The organism is Helicobacter cynogastricus (genome assembly GCF_900197855.1).
Classification (GTDB): domain Bacteria; phylum Campylobacterota; class Campylobacteria; order Campylobacterales; family Helicobacteraceae; genus Helicobacter; species Helicobacter cynogastricus.
This window is the reverse complement of sequence record NZ_FZMQ01000011.1, coordinates 58,878-75,613: the sequence shown is the minus strand read 5'-3', so window position 1 is coordinate 75,613 and position 16,736 is coordinate 58,878. Positions and strand designations below refer to the sequence as shown.

13 protein-coding genes are annotated in these 16,736 nt (G+C 45.5%); all 13 read right to left on the bottom strand.

Features of this window, described 5'->3' with window-relative positions:
* Positions 1 to 160: 160 nt before the first annotated feature.
* From C6H00_RS05490 to C6H00_RS05430, 13 genes are read right to left on the bottom strand one after another with little or no spacing between them, the layout of a single operon-like run.
* The gene (locus C6H00_RS05490) at positions 161 to 3,130 is read right to left on the bottom strand and encodes a DEAD/DEAH box helicase (protein WP_199769197.1); all 2,970 of its coding nucleotides are present in this window, start codon (positions 3,128 to 3,130) and stop codon (positions 161 to 163) included.
* Entirely contained in the window at positions 3,127 to 3,528 is a 402-nt protein-coding gene (locus tag C6H00_RS05485) for a bactofilin family protein (RefSeq protein WP_104750005.1), read from the bottom strand. Before C6H00_RS05485 ends, C6H00_RS05490 begins: the two co-directional genes overlap by 4 nt.
* Positions 3,441 to 4,379 carry a M23 family metallopeptidase gene (locus C6H00_RS05480; protein WP_104750004.1) on the bottom strand — a complete coding sequence of 313 codons (939 nt, stop codon included), beginning with the start codon at positions 4,377 to 4,379 and terminating at the stop codon, positions 3,441 to 3,443. The genes C6H00_RS05485 and C6H00_RS05480 overlap by 88 nt, the downstream gene beginning before the upstream one ends.
* Positions 4,366 to 5,253, bottom strand: a complete 888-nt coding sequence (locus C6H00_RS05475; RefSeq protein ID WP_104750003.1) for a M23 family metallopeptidase — start codon at positions 5,251 to 5,253, stop codon at positions 4,366 to 4,368. The genes C6H00_RS05480 and C6H00_RS05475 overlap by 14 nt, the downstream gene beginning before the upstream one ends.
* A complete protein-coding gene (locus C6H00_RS05470; RefSeq protein WP_104750002.1) occupies positions 5,243 to 6,415 on the bottom strand; it encodes a folylpolyglutamate synthase/dihydrofolate synthase family protein in 1,173 nt (390 codons plus the stop codon). Before C6H00_RS05470 ends, C6H00_RS05475 begins: the two co-directional genes overlap by 11 nt.
* Positions 6,412 to 6,915, bottom strand: a complete 504-nt coding sequence (gene lptE, locus C6H00_RS05465) for an LPS assembly lipoprotein LptE (RefSeq protein WP_104750001.1) — start codon at positions 6,913 to 6,915, stop codon at positions 6,412 to 6,414. The genes C6H00_RS05470 and lptE overlap by 4 nt, the downstream gene beginning before the upstream one ends.
* Complete coding sequence (gene leuS, locus C6H00_RS05460; RefSeq protein ID WP_104750000.1) at positions 6,912 to 9,323, bottom strand: leucine--tRNA ligase; 2,412 nt, start codon at positions 9,321 to 9,323, stop codon at positions 6,912 to 6,914. Before leuS ends, lptE begins: the two co-directional genes overlap by 4 nt.
* A complete protein-coding gene (locus C6H00_RS05455; protein ID WP_104749999.1) occupies positions 9,323 to 9,664 on the bottom strand; it encodes a DUF6394 family protein in 342 nt (113 codons plus the stop codon). Before C6H00_RS05455 ends, leuS begins: the two co-directional genes overlap by 1 nt.
* Positions 9,665 to 9,673: 9 nt before the next feature.
* On the bottom strand, positions 9,674 to 10,645 hold the full coding sequence (secF, locus tag C6H00_RS05450; RefSeq protein ID WP_104749998.1) for a protein translocase subunit SecF: 972 nt from the start codon (positions 10,643 to 10,645) through the stop codon (positions 9,674 to 9,676).
* A complete protein-coding gene (gene secD, locus C6H00_RS05445; protein ID WP_199769196.1) occupies positions 10,632 to 12,248 on the bottom strand; it encodes a protein translocase subunit SecD in 1,617 nt (538 codons plus the stop codon). Before secD ends, secF begins: the two co-directional genes overlap by 14 nt.
* Positions 12,249 to 12,254: 6 nt before the next feature.
* A complete protein-coding gene (gene yajC / locus C6H00_RS05440; RefSeq protein WP_104749997.1) occupies positions 12,255 to 12,566 on the bottom strand; it encodes a preprotein translocase subunit YajC in 312 nt (103 codons plus the stop codon).
* A 47-nt stretch (positions 12,567 to 12,613) separates the two neighbouring features.
* A complete protein-coding gene (gene nhaA, locus C6H00_RS05435; protein WP_104749996.1) occupies positions 12,614 to 13,927 on the bottom strand; it encodes a sodium/proton antiporter NhaA in 1,314 nt (437 codons plus the stop codon).
* 11 nt (positions 13,928 to 13,938) lie between these two features.
* Positions 13,939 to 16,734 carry a RecB-like helicase gene (locus C6H00_RS05430; RefSeq protein ID WP_104749995.1) on the bottom strand — a complete coding sequence of 932 codons (2,796 nt, stop codon included), beginning with the start codon at positions 16,732 to 16,734 and terminating at the stop codon, positions 13,939 to 13,941.
* Positions 16,735 to 16,736 lie beyond the last annotated feature (2 nt).

The window sequence follows — 16,736 nt, the reverse complement described above, 5'->3', positions numbered from 1 at the left end:
TTAAAGCGGTGCAAAACCTAAAAACCTTGGGTTACTCCCTCATTCCTATAGGAAGGTGGCCACCTTTGTTTTTCTTCTGCACGCGTCTTGTTGGCACGCATGACAAGTCAAAGTAAAGTGGGACTTAAAAAGTGGGGGATTATTTTTAATCTCTATGCTACTAGGGTTTTTCTAAAGCGCGCTCTAAGTGGCTCAACAGGGTTTCTAGCACCTCACCATCATCCTTACTGGGGGCTTGTAGGTATATGGGCTTAGGTAGGTGTAAGGTGATGTGTTGTTGGTGCTGGGTGATTTTAGGAATTTGAAGCTGGTTGGCTAAAATTTTAATGCGCACAATGCTCAAAAACTGCGCACTCATGGCATCTAGTGTGCCGAATCGATCTTCAATTTCGTGTGCGATCTCCACCACTTGCGCGCTCTCTTCACACAGAGCCAAACGCCGATACAGCTCCAAGCGCAAAATATCGCTCTCAATCAATTCCGCGTTTAAAAACCCGCTTACTTGTAATTTAAGCTCCACTCCTGCGCGCGCCCCTAACGCCCCACTTTTTTCCTGTAACGCGTCTTCGAGCATGCGCGCATACAAAGCATAGCCAATACTCTTAATATGCCCGCTTTGATGAGAGCCTAGCAAATTTCCCCCACCTCGAATTTCTAGGTCGTGTAAAGCAATATGTGCCCCGCTCCCTAAACTCGCATTTTTCTCTAGGGCTAAAAGGCGTTTGGTCGCGCTCTGAGTTAATGCTTGCTTGTCCTCTACTAAGAAATAACAAAAACCCTCATGTATGCCCCGTCCTACGCGCCCACGCAGTTGGTGCAGGTCAGCTAGCCCGAAACTATCGGCGTGATCGATGATGATGGTATTGGCATTGGGGAGGTGAATCCCTGATTCGACAATGCTGGTACATAACAAGAGTTCAAAACCCCCACGCGCAAACTCTAAAATAAGGGCTTCGGCTTGAGCAGGCGGAGTTTTGGAGTGCAAGATTTCTATGCAGATATGGGGTAAAAGGCTTTTTAGGCTCTTTTGCACAAAGGGCATGCTTTGGATGTGGTTGTAGATATAGAATACTTGCCCCTTACGGCGCAACTCCCTTAAGATAATTTCCTTGAGCAGGGCAGGGGTTTTTTCTTTTACAAAAGTGCGTACAGGAGGTTTAGTCTCTGGAGGGGTGGCTAGGTAGCTGATCTGCTTAATGCGCGCTAAAGCCATGCTCAAGGTGCGCGGAATGGGGGTAGCAGACATGCTCAAAAGGTGCACATTTTGGGCTAGAAATTTGATTGACTCCTTTTGCTTGACTCCAAATTTATGTTCTTCATCCACCACTACCAGCCCTAAATTTTTAAACTCTGCGCCCAAGAGCGCATGCGTGCCCACCACGACATCAACACTCCCCTCTTTTAAGCTCTTTAAAACCTGCGCCTTATCCTTGCTGAAGCGATCCAGTTTGGCAATACGCACTCCAAAGGGACTTAGACGCGCATGCAGGGTAGCAAAATGCTGGGTGGAGAGCAGGGTTGTGGGCACAAAGAGGGCGCTTTGGTACTTCTCTAGAGTGAGCGCGTAGATTGCCACAAGCGCGACCTCCGTCTTGCCAAAGCCTACATCGCCATTAAGCAAGCGATCCATCACCTGCGCGCTGGCCAAATCGCTTAAAATCTCCTCTATGGCGCGGGTTTGATCTTTTGTGAGCTCAAAGGGGCGCGCGCGCGTGAACTCTTGCAACTTGGCAACAGAGGGGGTAATTTTAACCCCCTCTAGCAACATGCGCTCTGCATGCGCGCTGATAATCTCACCGGCTAGCCCTAAAAGCTCTGCGCGCACTTTGGCTTTGAGTTTATTAAAACTCCCCTTGCCCAGTTTGTCTAGTGTGGGAGTGTTGGGGGCAATGTAGCGCTCTAGTAGGTGCAGATTTTCTACAGGGACATAGAGGCGATCGTGGTTTTGATACTCAAGGGCAATAAAATCGCGTATACTGCCCAAGATATTTTGCTGCACCAGTCCATGAAAAAGTCCTACGCCATAGTCTTCATGCACTACAAAATCCCCGCTATTAAGCTCACTTAAAGCGAAGTTAAGGGGCTTGGTTTGGGGGGGCTTGGGGTAATTGTGCAGAGAGATAAAAATTTGCGTAGGGGTGCTAAAGTGTAGTACGCAGTCTGAAACTTGCGCGCGCATATGGGGCTCTAGAGGGGGCAAAATCTCATAAGTGCGGTGCAATAGCGTGATTTGTTTTTGGGCATGCAGAGCGCAAAAATCGCTCAAATTCTTTAAGGGCAGTTTGAAATCCTCATAACCTTGCAAGGTGGGCAAGCAGGGCAGGGCGAGAATTTTTTCTAGAGCAGGCAGATCTTCTAAGCTGGCATACTCTAGGGCTTCTTGGCGCGCCTGTGTGCTCAAAATTGCAGGATATGCTTCCCAAAGATAGAGTCCAAAATCTTGCAACACCCACCAGCCCAAAGAGGCCAGATCGGGCACAAGACTATCATGATTTAAATTTTGCAGGCGTGCTAAAAGAGTAGCATGTTGCTCAGGATTGAGGCTAAAGAGCGCGGGTGGGATTTCTAGACTTTCTAAAAGCTCAGGCTGACTAAGCTGGGTAGTCAGATCAAAGCGTTTAATATCCTCGCATTCCTCTCCAAAAAAGCTTAAGCGGTGGGGTGTGGAGGCATTGGGGGTAAAAATGTCTAAAATGTCTCCACGCAAACTAGCTTCCCCGACCAATTCCACCATGTCTACAAATTCGTAACCATAGGCGATCAAGCGCGCGCGCAGATCAGAGAGAGGGTAGGCCTCTAAAGCTTTGAGAGTGAAACTTTGGCATAAAAAAGGCTTGGGTAGGGGGTGGAGTAACGCGCTTAAAGGAGCGATCAGTAAACAATCTTGTCCTGCCTCTTGGGCGTTATAAAAAAGGCGTAATTGGCTTAAAAGCGCGCTAAGTTCAGAGCTAAAGGCGCGCATGTCATCTAAATAATGGGCACGCAACTCTGGGAAAATAAAAAGGGTTTTTTGAGGGGCAAAAAAGCGCGCCACTTGGGCGCACTGGCGCGCCTGAGCATGGTTAGAAACGATCAAAATAGGGCTATGAAGCCCCTTTTCTAGGGCGTGATAAAGGCTGGCTTGAATCAAGAAGTTTTCTTCTCAGAATTGGTTTTATTTTCTAAAAGAGCGTGAGTCATCTCTTTAGGACGACTCTCTCCAATCAAAATTCCCTTACGCTCAATAATAAGCTCAGAGCTAACAATCTTGCCATCTACAATGCCCAAGGGCATGATCTCAATCACATCGGCTTGGGCATTGCCATTAAGCTTACCATTGACAACCAACCTATAAGCCACAATATCTCCTACCACAATCCCATTCTTACCAATAACAACGGTGTGAGCAGAATGGACACTCCCCTCAATCACGCCATCAATGTGTAAATGGCAATCAGTATTCACTTCGCCTTTAAGCTTCGTGCCTTGTGCGATGATGGTAGCGGACCCATTAGTAGGTTGTTTATGGTCGTTAGTAAAGATGGCCATGCAATATTCCTTTCCTGTGTAAAAATAAAGTCAAAGTTTTTCATATTCCAGCGAATAAAATGAATAGGGTTGATGGGCTTATCCATAAAGCGCACTTCATAGTGCAAATGCGGCCCTGTGCTCATGCCTGAGCTCCCGCTATAGGCGATGAGTTGCCCTTTTTTGACAAACTCCCCATCTTTGACCACAATTTTATGTAAATGTGCGTAATAGGTCTTAAAACCAAATGGATGATAGAGCTTGATGAGTCGCCCATAGCCTCCATTCCACCCCCTACCAGCCAATCCCACCACGCCATTAGCCGTAGCATAGACGGGGGTATCTATGGGCGTACTCAAATCCACGCCTGTATGGTTTTGCATGCGATGCAAGATAGGATGATAGCGGTGTTGGAACTCGCTAGAAATGCGCCGGTAGCTCTCTAAGGGGTTATCATTGGGAATAAAGCGCATAATAAAGCTCTTTTGTGCCCCGGTGATGCTGGCCACATCCAAGCGCGCGCTAAGTGGGGCGTTATCCTCTTGAGGGTTTTGTATCCCCACAACTTCTTCAAGATCATTGACTTTTTCCCCAGCCAAAAGTAAATCTTCTAAATAATTTTGTAACTCTTCATTAAGATGTGCGTGGGCTTTTAAACCTTTACTAATCTCTGCGCGCAAAGTTTTGGTTTGCGCTCTAGTCTTTCCAATTTCGCGATCAAAAACATAGAGTACAAACACTAAAAACAAGATCACGCTGAGTAAAAAAAGTAGCCCATAATACGCGATTTGTTTGTAAATGGCGTGTACATTGATAGATTTACTCCCATCTTGGTAGGTAAAGACTAAAATTAGGCGTTTATTGAGCCACATGGGAATCTTTCATAGGAGCGGGATTGCGGTAGTTTTGGGTTTGAGTGATGTCTTGAATGCTATAAAAAAGATTTTTCCAATTAATACTAGGATCTGTAAAAAGTGTATTAAAATTCTCTAAATTCCAACTCAGATAAGAGGGCATACCCACAACCTGACCTAGAAAGCGGATTTCATAGTGCAATCCCTGCGCGCTACTATAACCCACAAGCGCGCCTTTTTGCACAAAACTATGAGGTTTAAGCACAATCTGATTTAAATGTGCATAAATAGAACTAAATCCAAAGGCATGTTCTAAGCGTACCAAATTTCCATAACCCTGCTTACTCAACAACACCACATCTACAATCCCGCTTGCACTAGCATAAACAGGCGTGTTGGGGGGTGTAGTGAAATCATAACCAGCATGGTATTTAGGAGGCGGAGTAAAACTTTTATGCGTGTAGTTGGCTAGAGGGATACCATTAGGAATAAGGGCTAGAGCTAAAGTTTTGCTTGCCATAGGAAGAGCTTGCAAATCTACATGGTTGTAAGCGTCAGAGTTGAGTTGTGTACCCTTTTGGACATGTAAAATACGCTCTAAACTCTTGATTTGCTGTGTAACTACAGCAATCTCACGGCTTTTTTGGTGAATTTCCCCTTTGAGCTGTATGTTTTTATGATAAAGTTCTTGATGTTGGGCTTCTACGATACTTTTTTCTAAACTCATTCTACCTAAACGCTTGACTAGCAGTGCTAATCCCACGCCTCCAATCACGACTCCCATCAAAATTACCAAAAACACCACAAGCGCGTACAACTTAGCATTCTTGGAAAGTTTGAGCTGTTTAGATCCGCTCTCATCAATGATAGTAAGCACTAATTTATTTTGCATAGTAGCCTCTTAAAAATACTTCTACCACGCGAAAAGATCCCCCCACCACCCAAAGGCAGTCTGCTTGTAGTGCATAAAATTTTTTCCATGTGAAAAATTCCCATGCTACATTAAGTTTTCCTAGCAATCTCTCTAATGCACCCAACTCCATCATCTGCATATCGTCTACCTCTAATATCCACACACGCGCAAGGATGGGCTTCAAACACTTCAAAATCCCCTGTGCATCTTTTCTTGCATAACTATTATAAATTAAGTGAATTTTTTGGCGGCCAAATCTTTTTTGCAAGGCTTCTTTCAATACTTGTGCTCCACCTACATTATGCACCACATCAACAATAACATTAGAAGCCAATTTTTCAAATCTTCCATGCAAATTCAAAGCGGGGGTGGTGGCCGGATTATAAGGAATTTGGAGCGCATCTAAAGTGTCTAGGGCAACTTGAAAGTTTTGTGCCAAAAAGAAGGGGTAGTCGTGTAGATCAGCATAGGCACGAGCAATAGCAGAGGGGGCTTTGACTTGGTGAAGAGCCAGCGCGTGGCTTTTGGCTATTTCTTGAGCCTGAAATGCTACACTAGCCTCTTGAGGAGCTAGAACAACGGGTGTATGAGGGGGCAAATTGCCCATGGCTGTTAATTTTGTGTGGGCGATTTCAGCTAGGGTATTGCCTAGACGATCGGTGTGATCTAGACTAATGGGGGTGCAAACCAGCGCGCAACGATGGCGTAAATGTGTAGTGCTATCTAACTCCCCTCCCAATCCAGCTTCCAATACCATTAAATCGCAGTCTTTGGCCAGCACTACGGCCAGAAGTGTGGCGTATTCAAAATAGCTAATCTTAAAGTCTAAACGCAATCTGTGCAAATGAGCATGTGCCTCTTGCAAGGCATTATCAGAGACAATAGACCCCTGCGTGTAAAAGCGTTCATTAAAACTCAAAAGATGTGGAGAAGTGAAATGTAAGACTTTTAAACCCGCTTGCTCTAAAAGTAGGGTAATAAAACGCCCTGTACTGCCCTTACCATTTGTGCCAACAATCTGGATTTTGGGCGTGTTATCGCTGAAGCGTTCCAAAAAGCGCGCATAAATTCTAGGAAAATGCGTTGGGTCAAAGGGAGTATACTCCAGCGCACGGGAGGCTAGAAACTCTGCCAAATTCATCTATTCAGCCTACCTTCGTAAGCAATTTGAGAGACAAATTGGGTGAGAGTTTGGGTGAGGGCTTGAGAGATTGCATAGAGGCGGTTATTGTAAGTAGTAAGGGGGTTTTGCAAAGAGACGGCGTAATTATAATAGCCACTATCGCTAAATTTTTTCACCACGCCTTTTTTATTGTCATAGGTGTAGTCCACATAGGCAGTCGCGCGATAAAAGGTCGTAAAACCCTCTTGATTCTGACTAATAGAGGTGTCTATTACTCTAGTAATTTCTATGGTAATGATCGAATCGGCTTTCTCTTCGCTAGTAAGAGTGTTTTGAAAGCGCTGTACGATGACGCGGTTGAGCATGTCCTTAAACTCTACGGAGTTGCGTGGGTTGGGCAAATTCACTATCAGGCGCACAAAAATCCCCTCTCCTAGGGCATTGTGTGCAAAGGTGGCAATAGGTCTATACCCACATCCGCCTAAAATGAGCGCGCACACAAGCCACCATCCCTTCATTTGAGAACGAAATTCACCAATTTAGCAGGCACGACCACTTCTTTAAGGAGGGTTTTCCCCTCTAGCCATTTGTGTACCTGTGCTCTGGATTGCTCTAAAAGATCTGCGCGCTCTATGTCCTTATCCACAACCAAGCTACCACGCTTTTTGCCATTGATCGTAATGGCGATTTCTATTTGGTCTTGTTCTAGCGCGCTACTATCCACCTCTTGGGGCGCGAAATTCACACAGCCAAAAAGCCTTTGGGCGATCTCAGAACACACATGTGGAATTAGAGGTTCTAAGATATGGGTCAAGATGTAGTACGCCTCGCTCCAAAGCGTGGGGTTAGTGGTTTTTTCTAAGGCATTGAGGGCTTCCATGCACGCGGCAATGAGGGTGTTAAAGGGGTAGCCGGGTTGTTTTTTCTCAAAAATGGCATGGCATTTTTGCAAGGCGGTGTGCACCTTAGCGCGCGCCTCTTTTTCAGTAGGGTTTAGATTTTCTGCTTTAGGGCGTTGGGTGTAAGGCTGGGCTAGAAAAGACTTTTCATAAAAGCGTTTAAGAAAGCGCGCGCTACCCTCTAGGGCTTGATCATTCCAATCGAGTTCTTTACTGGGCGGGGCGACAAAATGGATATAAAGGCGCGCGATGTCCGCGCCATACTTGCTTAAAATCTCTTGAGGGCTAACCACATTTCCCTTAGATTTGCTCATCTTCGCCCCCCCCTTAAGCACCATGCCCTGGGTAGTGAGGCAATTAAAGGGCTCATCAAGCTTTAAATAGCCTAAATCGCGCAAGACCTTTGTAAAAAAACGCGCATAAAGTAGGTGCAAGATCGCATGTTCTACCCCACCAATATACTCATCTACTCCCAGCCAATAAGCGAGCGCAGCAGGCTCAAAGGCTTCTTGCTCCCATAGCTCTTTGGGCGTTGTATAGCGCAGAAAATACCAACTGGATTGAAAAAAGGTGTCCATCGTGTCGCACTCTCTTTGGGCGGGCGCGTTGCACTTAGGGCACTTGCAGGCTTTAAAGCGGGCATGTTTTTCTAAGGGGTTGCCCTCCCCATCGATATTCACATCTTCAGGGAGCAAGATAGGTAGGTTTTCCCTCTTTTCGGGCACCAGTCCGCAGGTTTCACAGCGTACCATAGGAATGAGCGCGCCCCAGTAGCGTTGGCGGCTAATGCCCCAATCCTGCAAGCGATAATGCGTGATCCGCTTGCCTATTGCGCGTTGCTCAAAGAGATCGCTTAGGAGTTCACGCGCACGCTCTGGAGTCAGTCCGTCAAATTCCCCACTTTGTTCTAAAAACCCCTCTTCATTGATCACGGATTTAATAGGAATGTTTAAGAGTGTAGCAAATTCGCCATCGCGTAAGTCATGCGCGGGCACACCCATAAGTGCTCCGCTTCCATAGCTCTCTAGCACGAAATTAGCCACATAAATGGGGATACGCTCTTGTGTGAGAGGGTGCATGGCATGCAGGGGCAATAAAACCCCCTTTTTTTCCATAGAACGGGCGCGCGCACTAGTGTTTTGCATGGCCCTAATGGCTTGCGCGCTTTTGTCATCTAAATGCCCCCCTTGTAAGAGCGCGTTCACGATGGAATGCCCGGGAGCTAGGGCGAGGAAAGTTACCCCAAAGAGAGTATCAATGCGGGTGGTGAAGACCTCAATTTTGGCATGTGTTTTTAAAAGGGTTGCGCTCTCAGAGGTAAGTTCAAAATGAAAACTCAAACCCTCAGATTTGCCTATCCAATTTTCTTGCATACGCAACACTTGGCTAGGCCAATGCCCCTCAAGACTTTTGAGCTCAGACAAGAGTTCTTCGGCGTATTGTGTGATCTTGAGGTAGTATTGAGGCATTTGTTTTTGCACCACAGGGGTATCACAACGCCAACATTTCCCCTCTACTACCTGCTCATTGGCTAGAACCGTGTGATCTTTAGGACACCAATTTAACCATGCCTCTTTTTGATAGACCAATCCTCTTTGATACATTTCTAAAAAAAAGCCCTGTTCGATCTTAGTATAGGTAGGATCGCAAGTGGCCAATTCGCGACTCTTAGAGAAGGAAAAACCCAGCACTTGAAACTGCGCGCGCATGCTCTCCATATTCTCATAAGTCCATTTTTTCGGGTGGATTCCATATTGAATGGCGGCATTCTCTGCAGGCATACCAAAAGCATCAAAACCCATAGGATGGAGAACATTATAGCCCATTTGGCGGTAATAACGCGCTAGCGCATCCCCTATGGCGTAATTGCGCACATGCCCCATGTGGATCGCCCCGCTAGGATAAGGAAACATGCTTAAAATGTATTTTTTAGGCTTGCTAAAATCAGCATGAGGTTCAAAAACCCCACTTTGCTCCCAAAGAGTTTGCCATTTGGCTTCGATTTGGTGGGCATTATAGACTTGCATTAATACTCCGTATCTGTAGGTTTACTCCCATCAATAATCAACACAACTATACAAAAAACATTGCTTAATAGCGCACCGATGACAAGCATGTAAGCAAAGATAGAATTATTGAGAATTTGCAAAAAGACAAAGGCCGGGATGAGGTGCAAGAGAGCAGCAATCGATCCTCCAAGTAGTTCAGAGGCAAAGCGTTTTTGCACTCCAATTTTTAGAGTTGCGGTGATAAAATTCAAGGCTAAGGCTGTAAAAAGTGTTACCACATTGGGTTCATACAAAAAACCCGCCAAAGAAGTGGTGCTCCCCAAACTAAAGATTACAAAGGCAACACGACCCCAATCCATGCTTCTCCTTTAGACGCGTCCATGCTCGTAGAGTTGGCGCAAGCGCGCCTTTTCTTGTTTGCGCTTGAGTTTTTTAAGCGTATTGTCATGGTAGCGACTCAAGTCAAAACCCAAGAGCACAGCGATTTTAGGGGCGACAAAGATCGAACTATAAGTACCCACAATCGTGCCTACCAACATGGGCAAAGAAAAGCCCACTAAGATTTTAGAGCCAAAGATATAAAGCACAGCGAGCACAAAAAACACCGTCAAAGAAGTTAAAAGGGTGCGACTCAAGGTGTGCGAAATGGCTTGATTGATGAGGGTGTTTAGATTCTGTTGTTTGCGCGCGAGCATGCCCTCACGGATACGATCAAAAATAATAATGGTGTCGTTAATGGAGTAACCTAGCAAGGTCAACAACGCAGCGATCACCTCTAAATTCAGATCGATATTAAAGACGATCACGCTCACGGCTGTAATGAGACTATCATGAGCTAAGGCGATCACTCCAGCTAGAGCAAAACGCCATTCATAGCGCACGCTCACATAGATCATCATGGCAATGATGGCCAGCACTAAAGAGAGAATGCCCTTTTCTTTGAGTTCAGAGCCTACTCTAGGTCCTACGCTGTCTAATTTGCGAATTTCAAACTTGCCCAAGGGTTGGAGTAATTGGCTAATTTGCACGCCCAAATCCTGCTTGTTACTCTGCTCAGAGGCCAGCAAAGGGATTTTAATCACCACCTCTTCAGGCGCGCCAAATTCGCTCACCTGTACGCCCTTAAAATCCTGCGCGACTAGCGCGCGCACCTGCGCGACTGGAATTGCCTTTTCAAAGCGCACCTGCACTACACTGCCCCCGGCAAAATCCACCCCCAAATTAAAGCCCTTGAAAAACATTAAAAACACGCAGGCACATATGAGTGCGCCAGAAATGAGCAGAGTGAAGCGGGAATACCCCATAAAATCCAAGACGCGCACGCGCTTAAAGAGTTCCATGCTTACCTCTTTTTGCATGAGTTTTTAAAGAAATGCCAAACCAAAAATACAAATTCTTTTTCTTAGAAAGTTTGGGAGCGATGGCTTGGTAAAAGCCTTGCGTGCCGATAATGGCGGTCAAAATAGAGGCTAAAATACCTATGCCAGTGGTGAGCGCAAAGCCTTTAATAGAACCCGTACCATAAGCATAGAGCAGAAAAGAGGCGATTAAAGAGGTGAGATTGGAGTCAAAGATCGCGCGCGAAGCATTGGCATAGCCTGAATGCAGTGCCTGCAACACGCTCTCATTGCCCTTAAGCCCCTCGCGGATACGCTCATTAATGATAATGTTTGCATCCACAGCGATCCCTACAGTGAGCACGATTCCTGCCATGCCCGGTAAGGTTAAAGTCGCTCCAAAGAGTGCCATCACCGCGATGATTAAAAAGAGATTGACCACCAGCGCGACACTGGCAATCACCCCTGCCATAGAATAATAAAGAATCATAAAGGCGATGACTAACACAAACGCCCCAGCCAGCGCGATTAAGGAAGTGCGGATACTATCTGCCCCCAAGCTAGGCCCAATGATGCGCTTTTCTAGCACAACAATGGGAGCGCGCAAAGACCCACTTCTAAGCGTAATGGCTAGATCGCTGGCCTGCTCCACGCTAAAGCTCCCGCTAATCTGCCCGCTCCCCCCTCCAATGCGCTCTCTAATATAGGGTGCAGAATAGACCTTATTATCCAATACCACTGCCATGCGCTTGCCCACATTATTGCCTGAAAAATCCCCAAAAATCTTTGCCCCACGCGAATCCAAACTAAAACTCACCACCGGTTGGTTGTTATTATCATAGGCTACCTGTGCGTCTGTGAGCATTTCTCCATCTAAGATGGGAATTGCCCTTAGGAGCAAAGAACCTACTCCCCCGCTCTGGGGCGCATAGGGCAGTACAATATCGCCTAACTTGTGGATTTCCTCTGGACTGAGCTCTGCTAAGTAGGGGTTTTTTTCTTCATCCACGGCCATCATCTGCAAATGCGCAGATTTGGTGATGAGATCTTTAGCGCGCTGTTCTTCAGCTAAAGTTTTAATTCCGGGCAGCTGGACCAAGATCGCATCTTTGCCTTGTTGTAAAACCGTGGGCTCAGCTAGTCCGAATTGATCTAGGCGGTTTCTGATTGTATTGATGACTTGTAATAAAGTTTGGTGCTGGAAATCTTGGGCTTTTTCTAGGCCTAAAAAGAGGGTATAGCGCTCTGCAGTGTGTTCAACCTGCACGCCGTCCTTGCTAAAATCCTCTAAGATTTTATTTAAAACGGGGGCTTCATCTGGGTCTAATAGCTCAAATTCCACACCTTGTAAAGAGGATTGTAAATCTTTAACAAGGATATTTTGAGATTTAAAGGCATAATCTAGGGAAGTGGCGATAGAGGTGTATTTGTTCTTTAACGCCTCTTCAACTTGCACCCCTAGCAAGAGACTTAAACCTCCGCGCAAATCTAGCCCTAGCGTGATCTTAGGCCCTTTGGTTTGTAGTAAACTAGGTAAGGAGAGCCCCACTCCAAAAGCAAGCGCGATCACAAAGACCAGTAAACGCGCGTTAAACACCCGCCCCAAAGGCTACTACGCCCCTTTCTTTAAAGAAACTGGGTTACTCGCCTCCTCTTCATCCAGTTTATAGGCGACATAGTTTTTAGCCAGCTTGACCTCTAGACCCTCATTCAAGCGCACCTTAAAAAAGTTGGCTTCCGGCTTGATCACCTCACAAATAAGACCCCCTTGTGAGACGATTTTATCGCCCTTTTGCAAGTTCTCCAACATTTCTTTATGCTTCTTAGCTTGCACGCGCTGGGGACGGATAATCAAAAAGTAGAAGATGGCAAAGAGCACTAAAAGGGGTAAAATAGAGGTCAAAATTTCCTTAGTTTGGTTCATAAAAACTTCCTTTTAAGATTCAAAACTTCTAATTATAATAACTTTACTTAAGCTTTGGCTTTAAGTTTTGCGATCACTATCAAATACAGCGTACCTAGTATTCCAGCAATGAGTGAAGCCAGTAAAATGGCAACTTTAGACACCTCCATCGCGTCTTGATTATTGAAGGCCAGATTAGACATAAACATAGACATGGTAAAACCAATGCCCGCGAGCATGCCCGCACCTAAAATTTGCCCCCAACTCACTCCATCAGGGCGTTTGGCAATCCTAAGCTTTTCGGCCAAAAAAGTGATCCCCAAAATACCAATAGGTTTTCCTACCACCAGCCCTAAGATCACGCCCCATAAAATTTCATCGACCTTAAAATTCAAGTCTTGATTAATAGCTACGCCCGCATTAGCAAGCGCGAACAAGGGCATGATGAAGTACGCGCTATAAGGGTGCAGAGCGTGCTCCAAACGCTCTAAGGGACTTTGTAAGTTTTTAGTGGCATCTTGGAGAGTGTAGAGAATATCGCGTTGGGCTTGATCTAGGGGTTTGTTATGGCTATGGGTGCGCGGATCAAAAGCACTTTTGAAATGCGCCATCATCGCCCCAAAGCTGTGTAAAACTTGTTTACGTTGGGTGATCCTAATGGGAATGGTAAAGGCAAGCGCGACCCCGGCAATGGTGGCATGAATCCCACTATTATGCATAGTGATCCACAGCCCCACGCCCAAGAGCAAATACATCCACAAATAGCGCACTCCCAGCGCGTTAAGCAAGATGAGCACAAGCAAAATTCCCCCCGATCCAGCTAGCCACATCAAATCTAAATTAGAACTATAAAAGATCGCAATCACCACGATCGCGCCCAAATCGTCTGCCACCGCTAAAGTTACCAAAAAGACTTTAAGCGCGGGAGGCACGCGCTTGCCCAAGAGCAAGATCACCCCCAAGGCAAAGGCAATATCAGTGGCCATAGGGATTCCAAAGCCATGCGCGCTGGGCGTGCCTGCATTCAAGCTATGATAAATGAGTCCAGGAACGATCATGCCCCCTAACGCTGCAATGACTGGAAAAGCCGCCTTGCTAAAGCCACATAGCTCCCCATACATCACTTCGCGCTTGATCTCTAGCCCGACCAAGAGGAAGAAGATTGCCATGAGCACATCGTCAATCCAGTGGTGGATCGAAAAGCCAAAAAAATGCCCCCCCAAGCTAAAGCCTAAGTTTAGATGCCAGAGCTCAAAATAATAGGAGGAGAGAAAAGAGTTGGCATAAATCATCGCCCACACGGCACTAATGAAGAGGAAAATCCCCCCAAAGGATTCACTCTTAACGAAGTCTAAAAAGAGATTTTTAGGCGGTTGTGTCATCGCTGTCCTTATTAAGAGATAGGGCGTACCTGTATACCTGTGGGCAGGGCGTAGATGAGTATTCCATGCACGCCGTATTTAGGGTAGATGCGCTCCACGCTCTCTTGATAGCTTAAGATTTGTTGTTGGTGCGTGTGGGAGTAGGTAGACCCACTTTTGTAATCTAAAATCCATAGTTGCTTTTCTTGGGGGTTGTTAATGAGCATATCCATGCGTAATACATGTTGATCGATTTTAAAAGAGAGTTCTACACTAAGTATCCCTTGTTTTAAGAGGCTGTTAAATTTTTCTTCTTGTTGCAAGGCTTGTAAGCGTGCGAGCACCTGAGCGTTTTGCACACCCATAAATCCAAAATGATATTGCAAATAAGGCCGTAACTGCGCTAACACAAGGTCATAGCCATAATGCAGTTCTAACGCCTTATGTAGGGCTTGCCCAAAATACAAAGCAAGGCGCGAATTTGAGAGGTTATGATCTTGCTTGCGCAAATGATCGTCTTGTCTGCCAAAAGCCTTTTGATTCTCCAAGAGTACGGGGGCGTTGGATTCTAATTGTTGGGGAGGGATAGGGGCTTGTGTGGGCATGATAGAGCCTACTTGCCTCTCTTCCCAACCAAAGACGCTTTCTTGCGGATCTTCAATCACAATCAAACTATGTTTAGCGCGCGTGCAGGCTACATAGAGGACATTTTGATCCTCTCTAGCATTGCGCTCTTTGAGAATATCTGAGGCTTTGGCATAATCTGAATCAAATTTTTCTCTATGTTGTTGTCGGTAAAAAGGTCTAAGATGTTTTTGATCATAGAGGGTAAAGAATTTAGAAGTATCCGGTTTTTTGTTGCTAAAGGGTTCGACCACAATCACATGCCCAAATTCCATGCCCTTAGATTTATGGATAGTCATGATCTTGATTCCTTGTGTGGCCGTGTGGTTAAAACCTAGCGCCTCTTTTTCTAGTGCTGTGATGAATTGCTCAATGTCATGTTGGTTAAGAGAGAGCTCTAGTAAGTGGCGTGCAGGATCGCTATAAAGTTTGAAAGTGCGCATGATAGCCAAAAGATAGGCACTAAGATTAGAGTCAAAATGAGGGAGTTGTAGGGGCGTGTGTAGAGCTAGACCTAAGAGTTTGGCCATGCAGGCAATGTGATAGGGTTTGTTCTGTTGGGGTGCTAAAACATACTTGAGGGCATGCAGTAAAATTTTTGCCTCTCTTTGGGCTAAAAGACGCGTGTCTGTTTCGCTTATCAAAGCTACGCCCTGCAAAGTTGCATGGGAGCTCTTGAGCAAGAAATCTCTGATCGTAGTAACATCCTGATTTTTAAAGCATAAAATGGCGATTTCTTGGGGAGAAACTTCAGATTCCAATAGAGTACACACTTCATTACAAAGAGTTTCTAAAAGATCGTGGGCCTTACACACTTTCACAAAGCCCTCTTTAGCATTTGGATGTGCCTTTTGCGCGCTGTATTGTCCCCCAAATTTTTTAGAAAAAGTGGTGTTGACAAAGTCAAGCACAGCTTTATCACTGCGGTAGTTTGTGTCTAATTCGCTGCTAGAAAATTCCGCGCACGCATGGGTAAAGAGATCGCTGTAACTCCCCCTAAAACCATAAATACTCTGTTTGACATCGCCCACGAAAAACACGCTCCGATCTGCTAAACTCTGCCCCCTGCCCGCCTTGATTTCTGCAATCAAGGGTTGCAAAATTTGGTATTGCAACACGCTGGTGTCTTGAAATTCATCCACTAAAATGTGGCTAATGCGCCCATCCAAACGGAAATAGAAAAAATCCCTATCTACCAAATTCCCTGCTAAGAGGGCATGTGTTTTTAGAGCGATGGCGTTAAAGTCTAATTGGGTAGGGCTGTGTGTGTGGGGCGCATAGAGGTCTAAAAAATGGGCGACTTCTTGAAAGATCAAAATTTCTTGCCATTTGTAGTAAGAAATAATTTTCTCTTTGAGGGCCTCAAAGGCAGGATTTAGGTCTTCAAGCTTGTGTTTTTTAAAATAGTGATAACTAGCACCTTCTGTGATGGGTTTGTGGCAAGAAAACACTTCTTGAAGATTGGCACATTTAAACATGTCCCTGCCCTTTTGGGTGGGGACGCGCCTATCAATTTCTGTTTTGATAGCCTTTGCATCTTCAAGAATTGCTTCTCCTAAGGCAGATAAGTCGAGGTCTTTTTTGGGGATTTGCACACTTTGCACCTGCACGCCACTATAATAAAGGTCTAAAATAGAATTTAGGGCTTCTGTGGCATTAAAACTTTTGCTTGTATTCAAAACATGCGCGCAAAAACGCCTTAAACTTTCTCTGTCTTTAGGTTTAAGGGCTTGGACAAAGCTTAAAAGTTTTTCTTGAGGGTTTAAATTGCTCAAAGCAAATTGTGCGCTCACCCCCACAAAATAGCTAAATTTGCGCAACACCCTTTGAAAAAAGGCATCAATGGTCATGATTTGGGGTTTATCTTCCATAAACTGCGCATAAACAGCAGGAATGCAAGACGCGATAACACCTAAGTCAAATCCGTAGGTATCTTGCAAGGCCTGTAACAAAGCGGGGTTTTTAAATTCTGTAGCATTTTGTTGGTTGTTTATTGCATCTGCCATTAAATCTTCGAGCGCATTCACCACGCGCATCTGCATTTCAGCAGCGGCCTTATTGGTGAAAGTGATGGCCAAAATTTCATGGGCACGCACTCCCTGCAAGAGAAGAGCCACATAGCGCAACACTAACGCAAAGGTCTTCCCACTCCCTGCTGAAGCGCGCAACACTAAATGAGGACTTGTATTCACGGATTGTTTCATGT

Coding starts and splice junctions, on each gene's coding strand:
- nhaA (WP_104749996.1), bottom strand. CDS start 13,927: ATGACACAACCGCCTAAAAATCTCTTTTTAGACTTCGTTAAGAGTGAA.
- C6H00_RS05485 (WP_104750005.1), bottom strand. CDS start 3,528: ATGGCCATCTTTACTAACGACCATAAACAACCTACTAATGGGTCCGCT.
- C6H00_RS05430 (WP_104749995.1), bottom strand. CDS start 16,734: ATGAAACAATCCGTGAATACAAGTCCTCATTTAGTGTTGCGCGCTTCA.
- secF (WP_104749998.1), bottom strand. CDS start 10,645: ATGGAACTCTTTAAGCGCGTGCGCGTCTTGGATTTTATGGGGTATTCC.
- leuS (WP_104750000.1), bottom strand. CDS start 9,323: ATGCAAGTCTATAATGCCCACCAAATCGAAGCCAAATGGCAAACTCTT.
- lptE (WP_104750001.1), bottom strand. CDS start 6,915: ATGAAGGGATGGTGGCTTGTGTGCGCGCTCATTTTAGGCGGATGTGGG.
- C6H00_RS05455 (WP_104749999.1), bottom strand. CDS start 9,664: ATGGATTGGGGTCGTGTTGCCTTTGTAATCTTTAGTTTGGGGAGCACC.
- C6H00_RS05480 (WP_104750004.1), bottom strand. CDS start 4,379: ATGTGGCTCAATAAACGCCTAATTTTAGTCTTTACCTACCAAGATGGG.
- C6H00_RS05470 (WP_104750002.1), bottom strand. CDS start 6,415: ATGAATTTGGCAGAGTTTCTAGCCTCCCGTGCGCTGGAGTATACTCCC.
- yajC (WP_104749997.1), bottom strand. CDS start 12,566: ATGAACCAAACTAAGGAAATTTTGACCTCTATTTTACCCCTTTTAGTG.
- C6H00_RS05475 (WP_104750003.1), bottom strand. CDS start 5,253: ATGCAAAATAAATTAGTGCTTACTATCATTGATGAGAGCGGATCTAAA.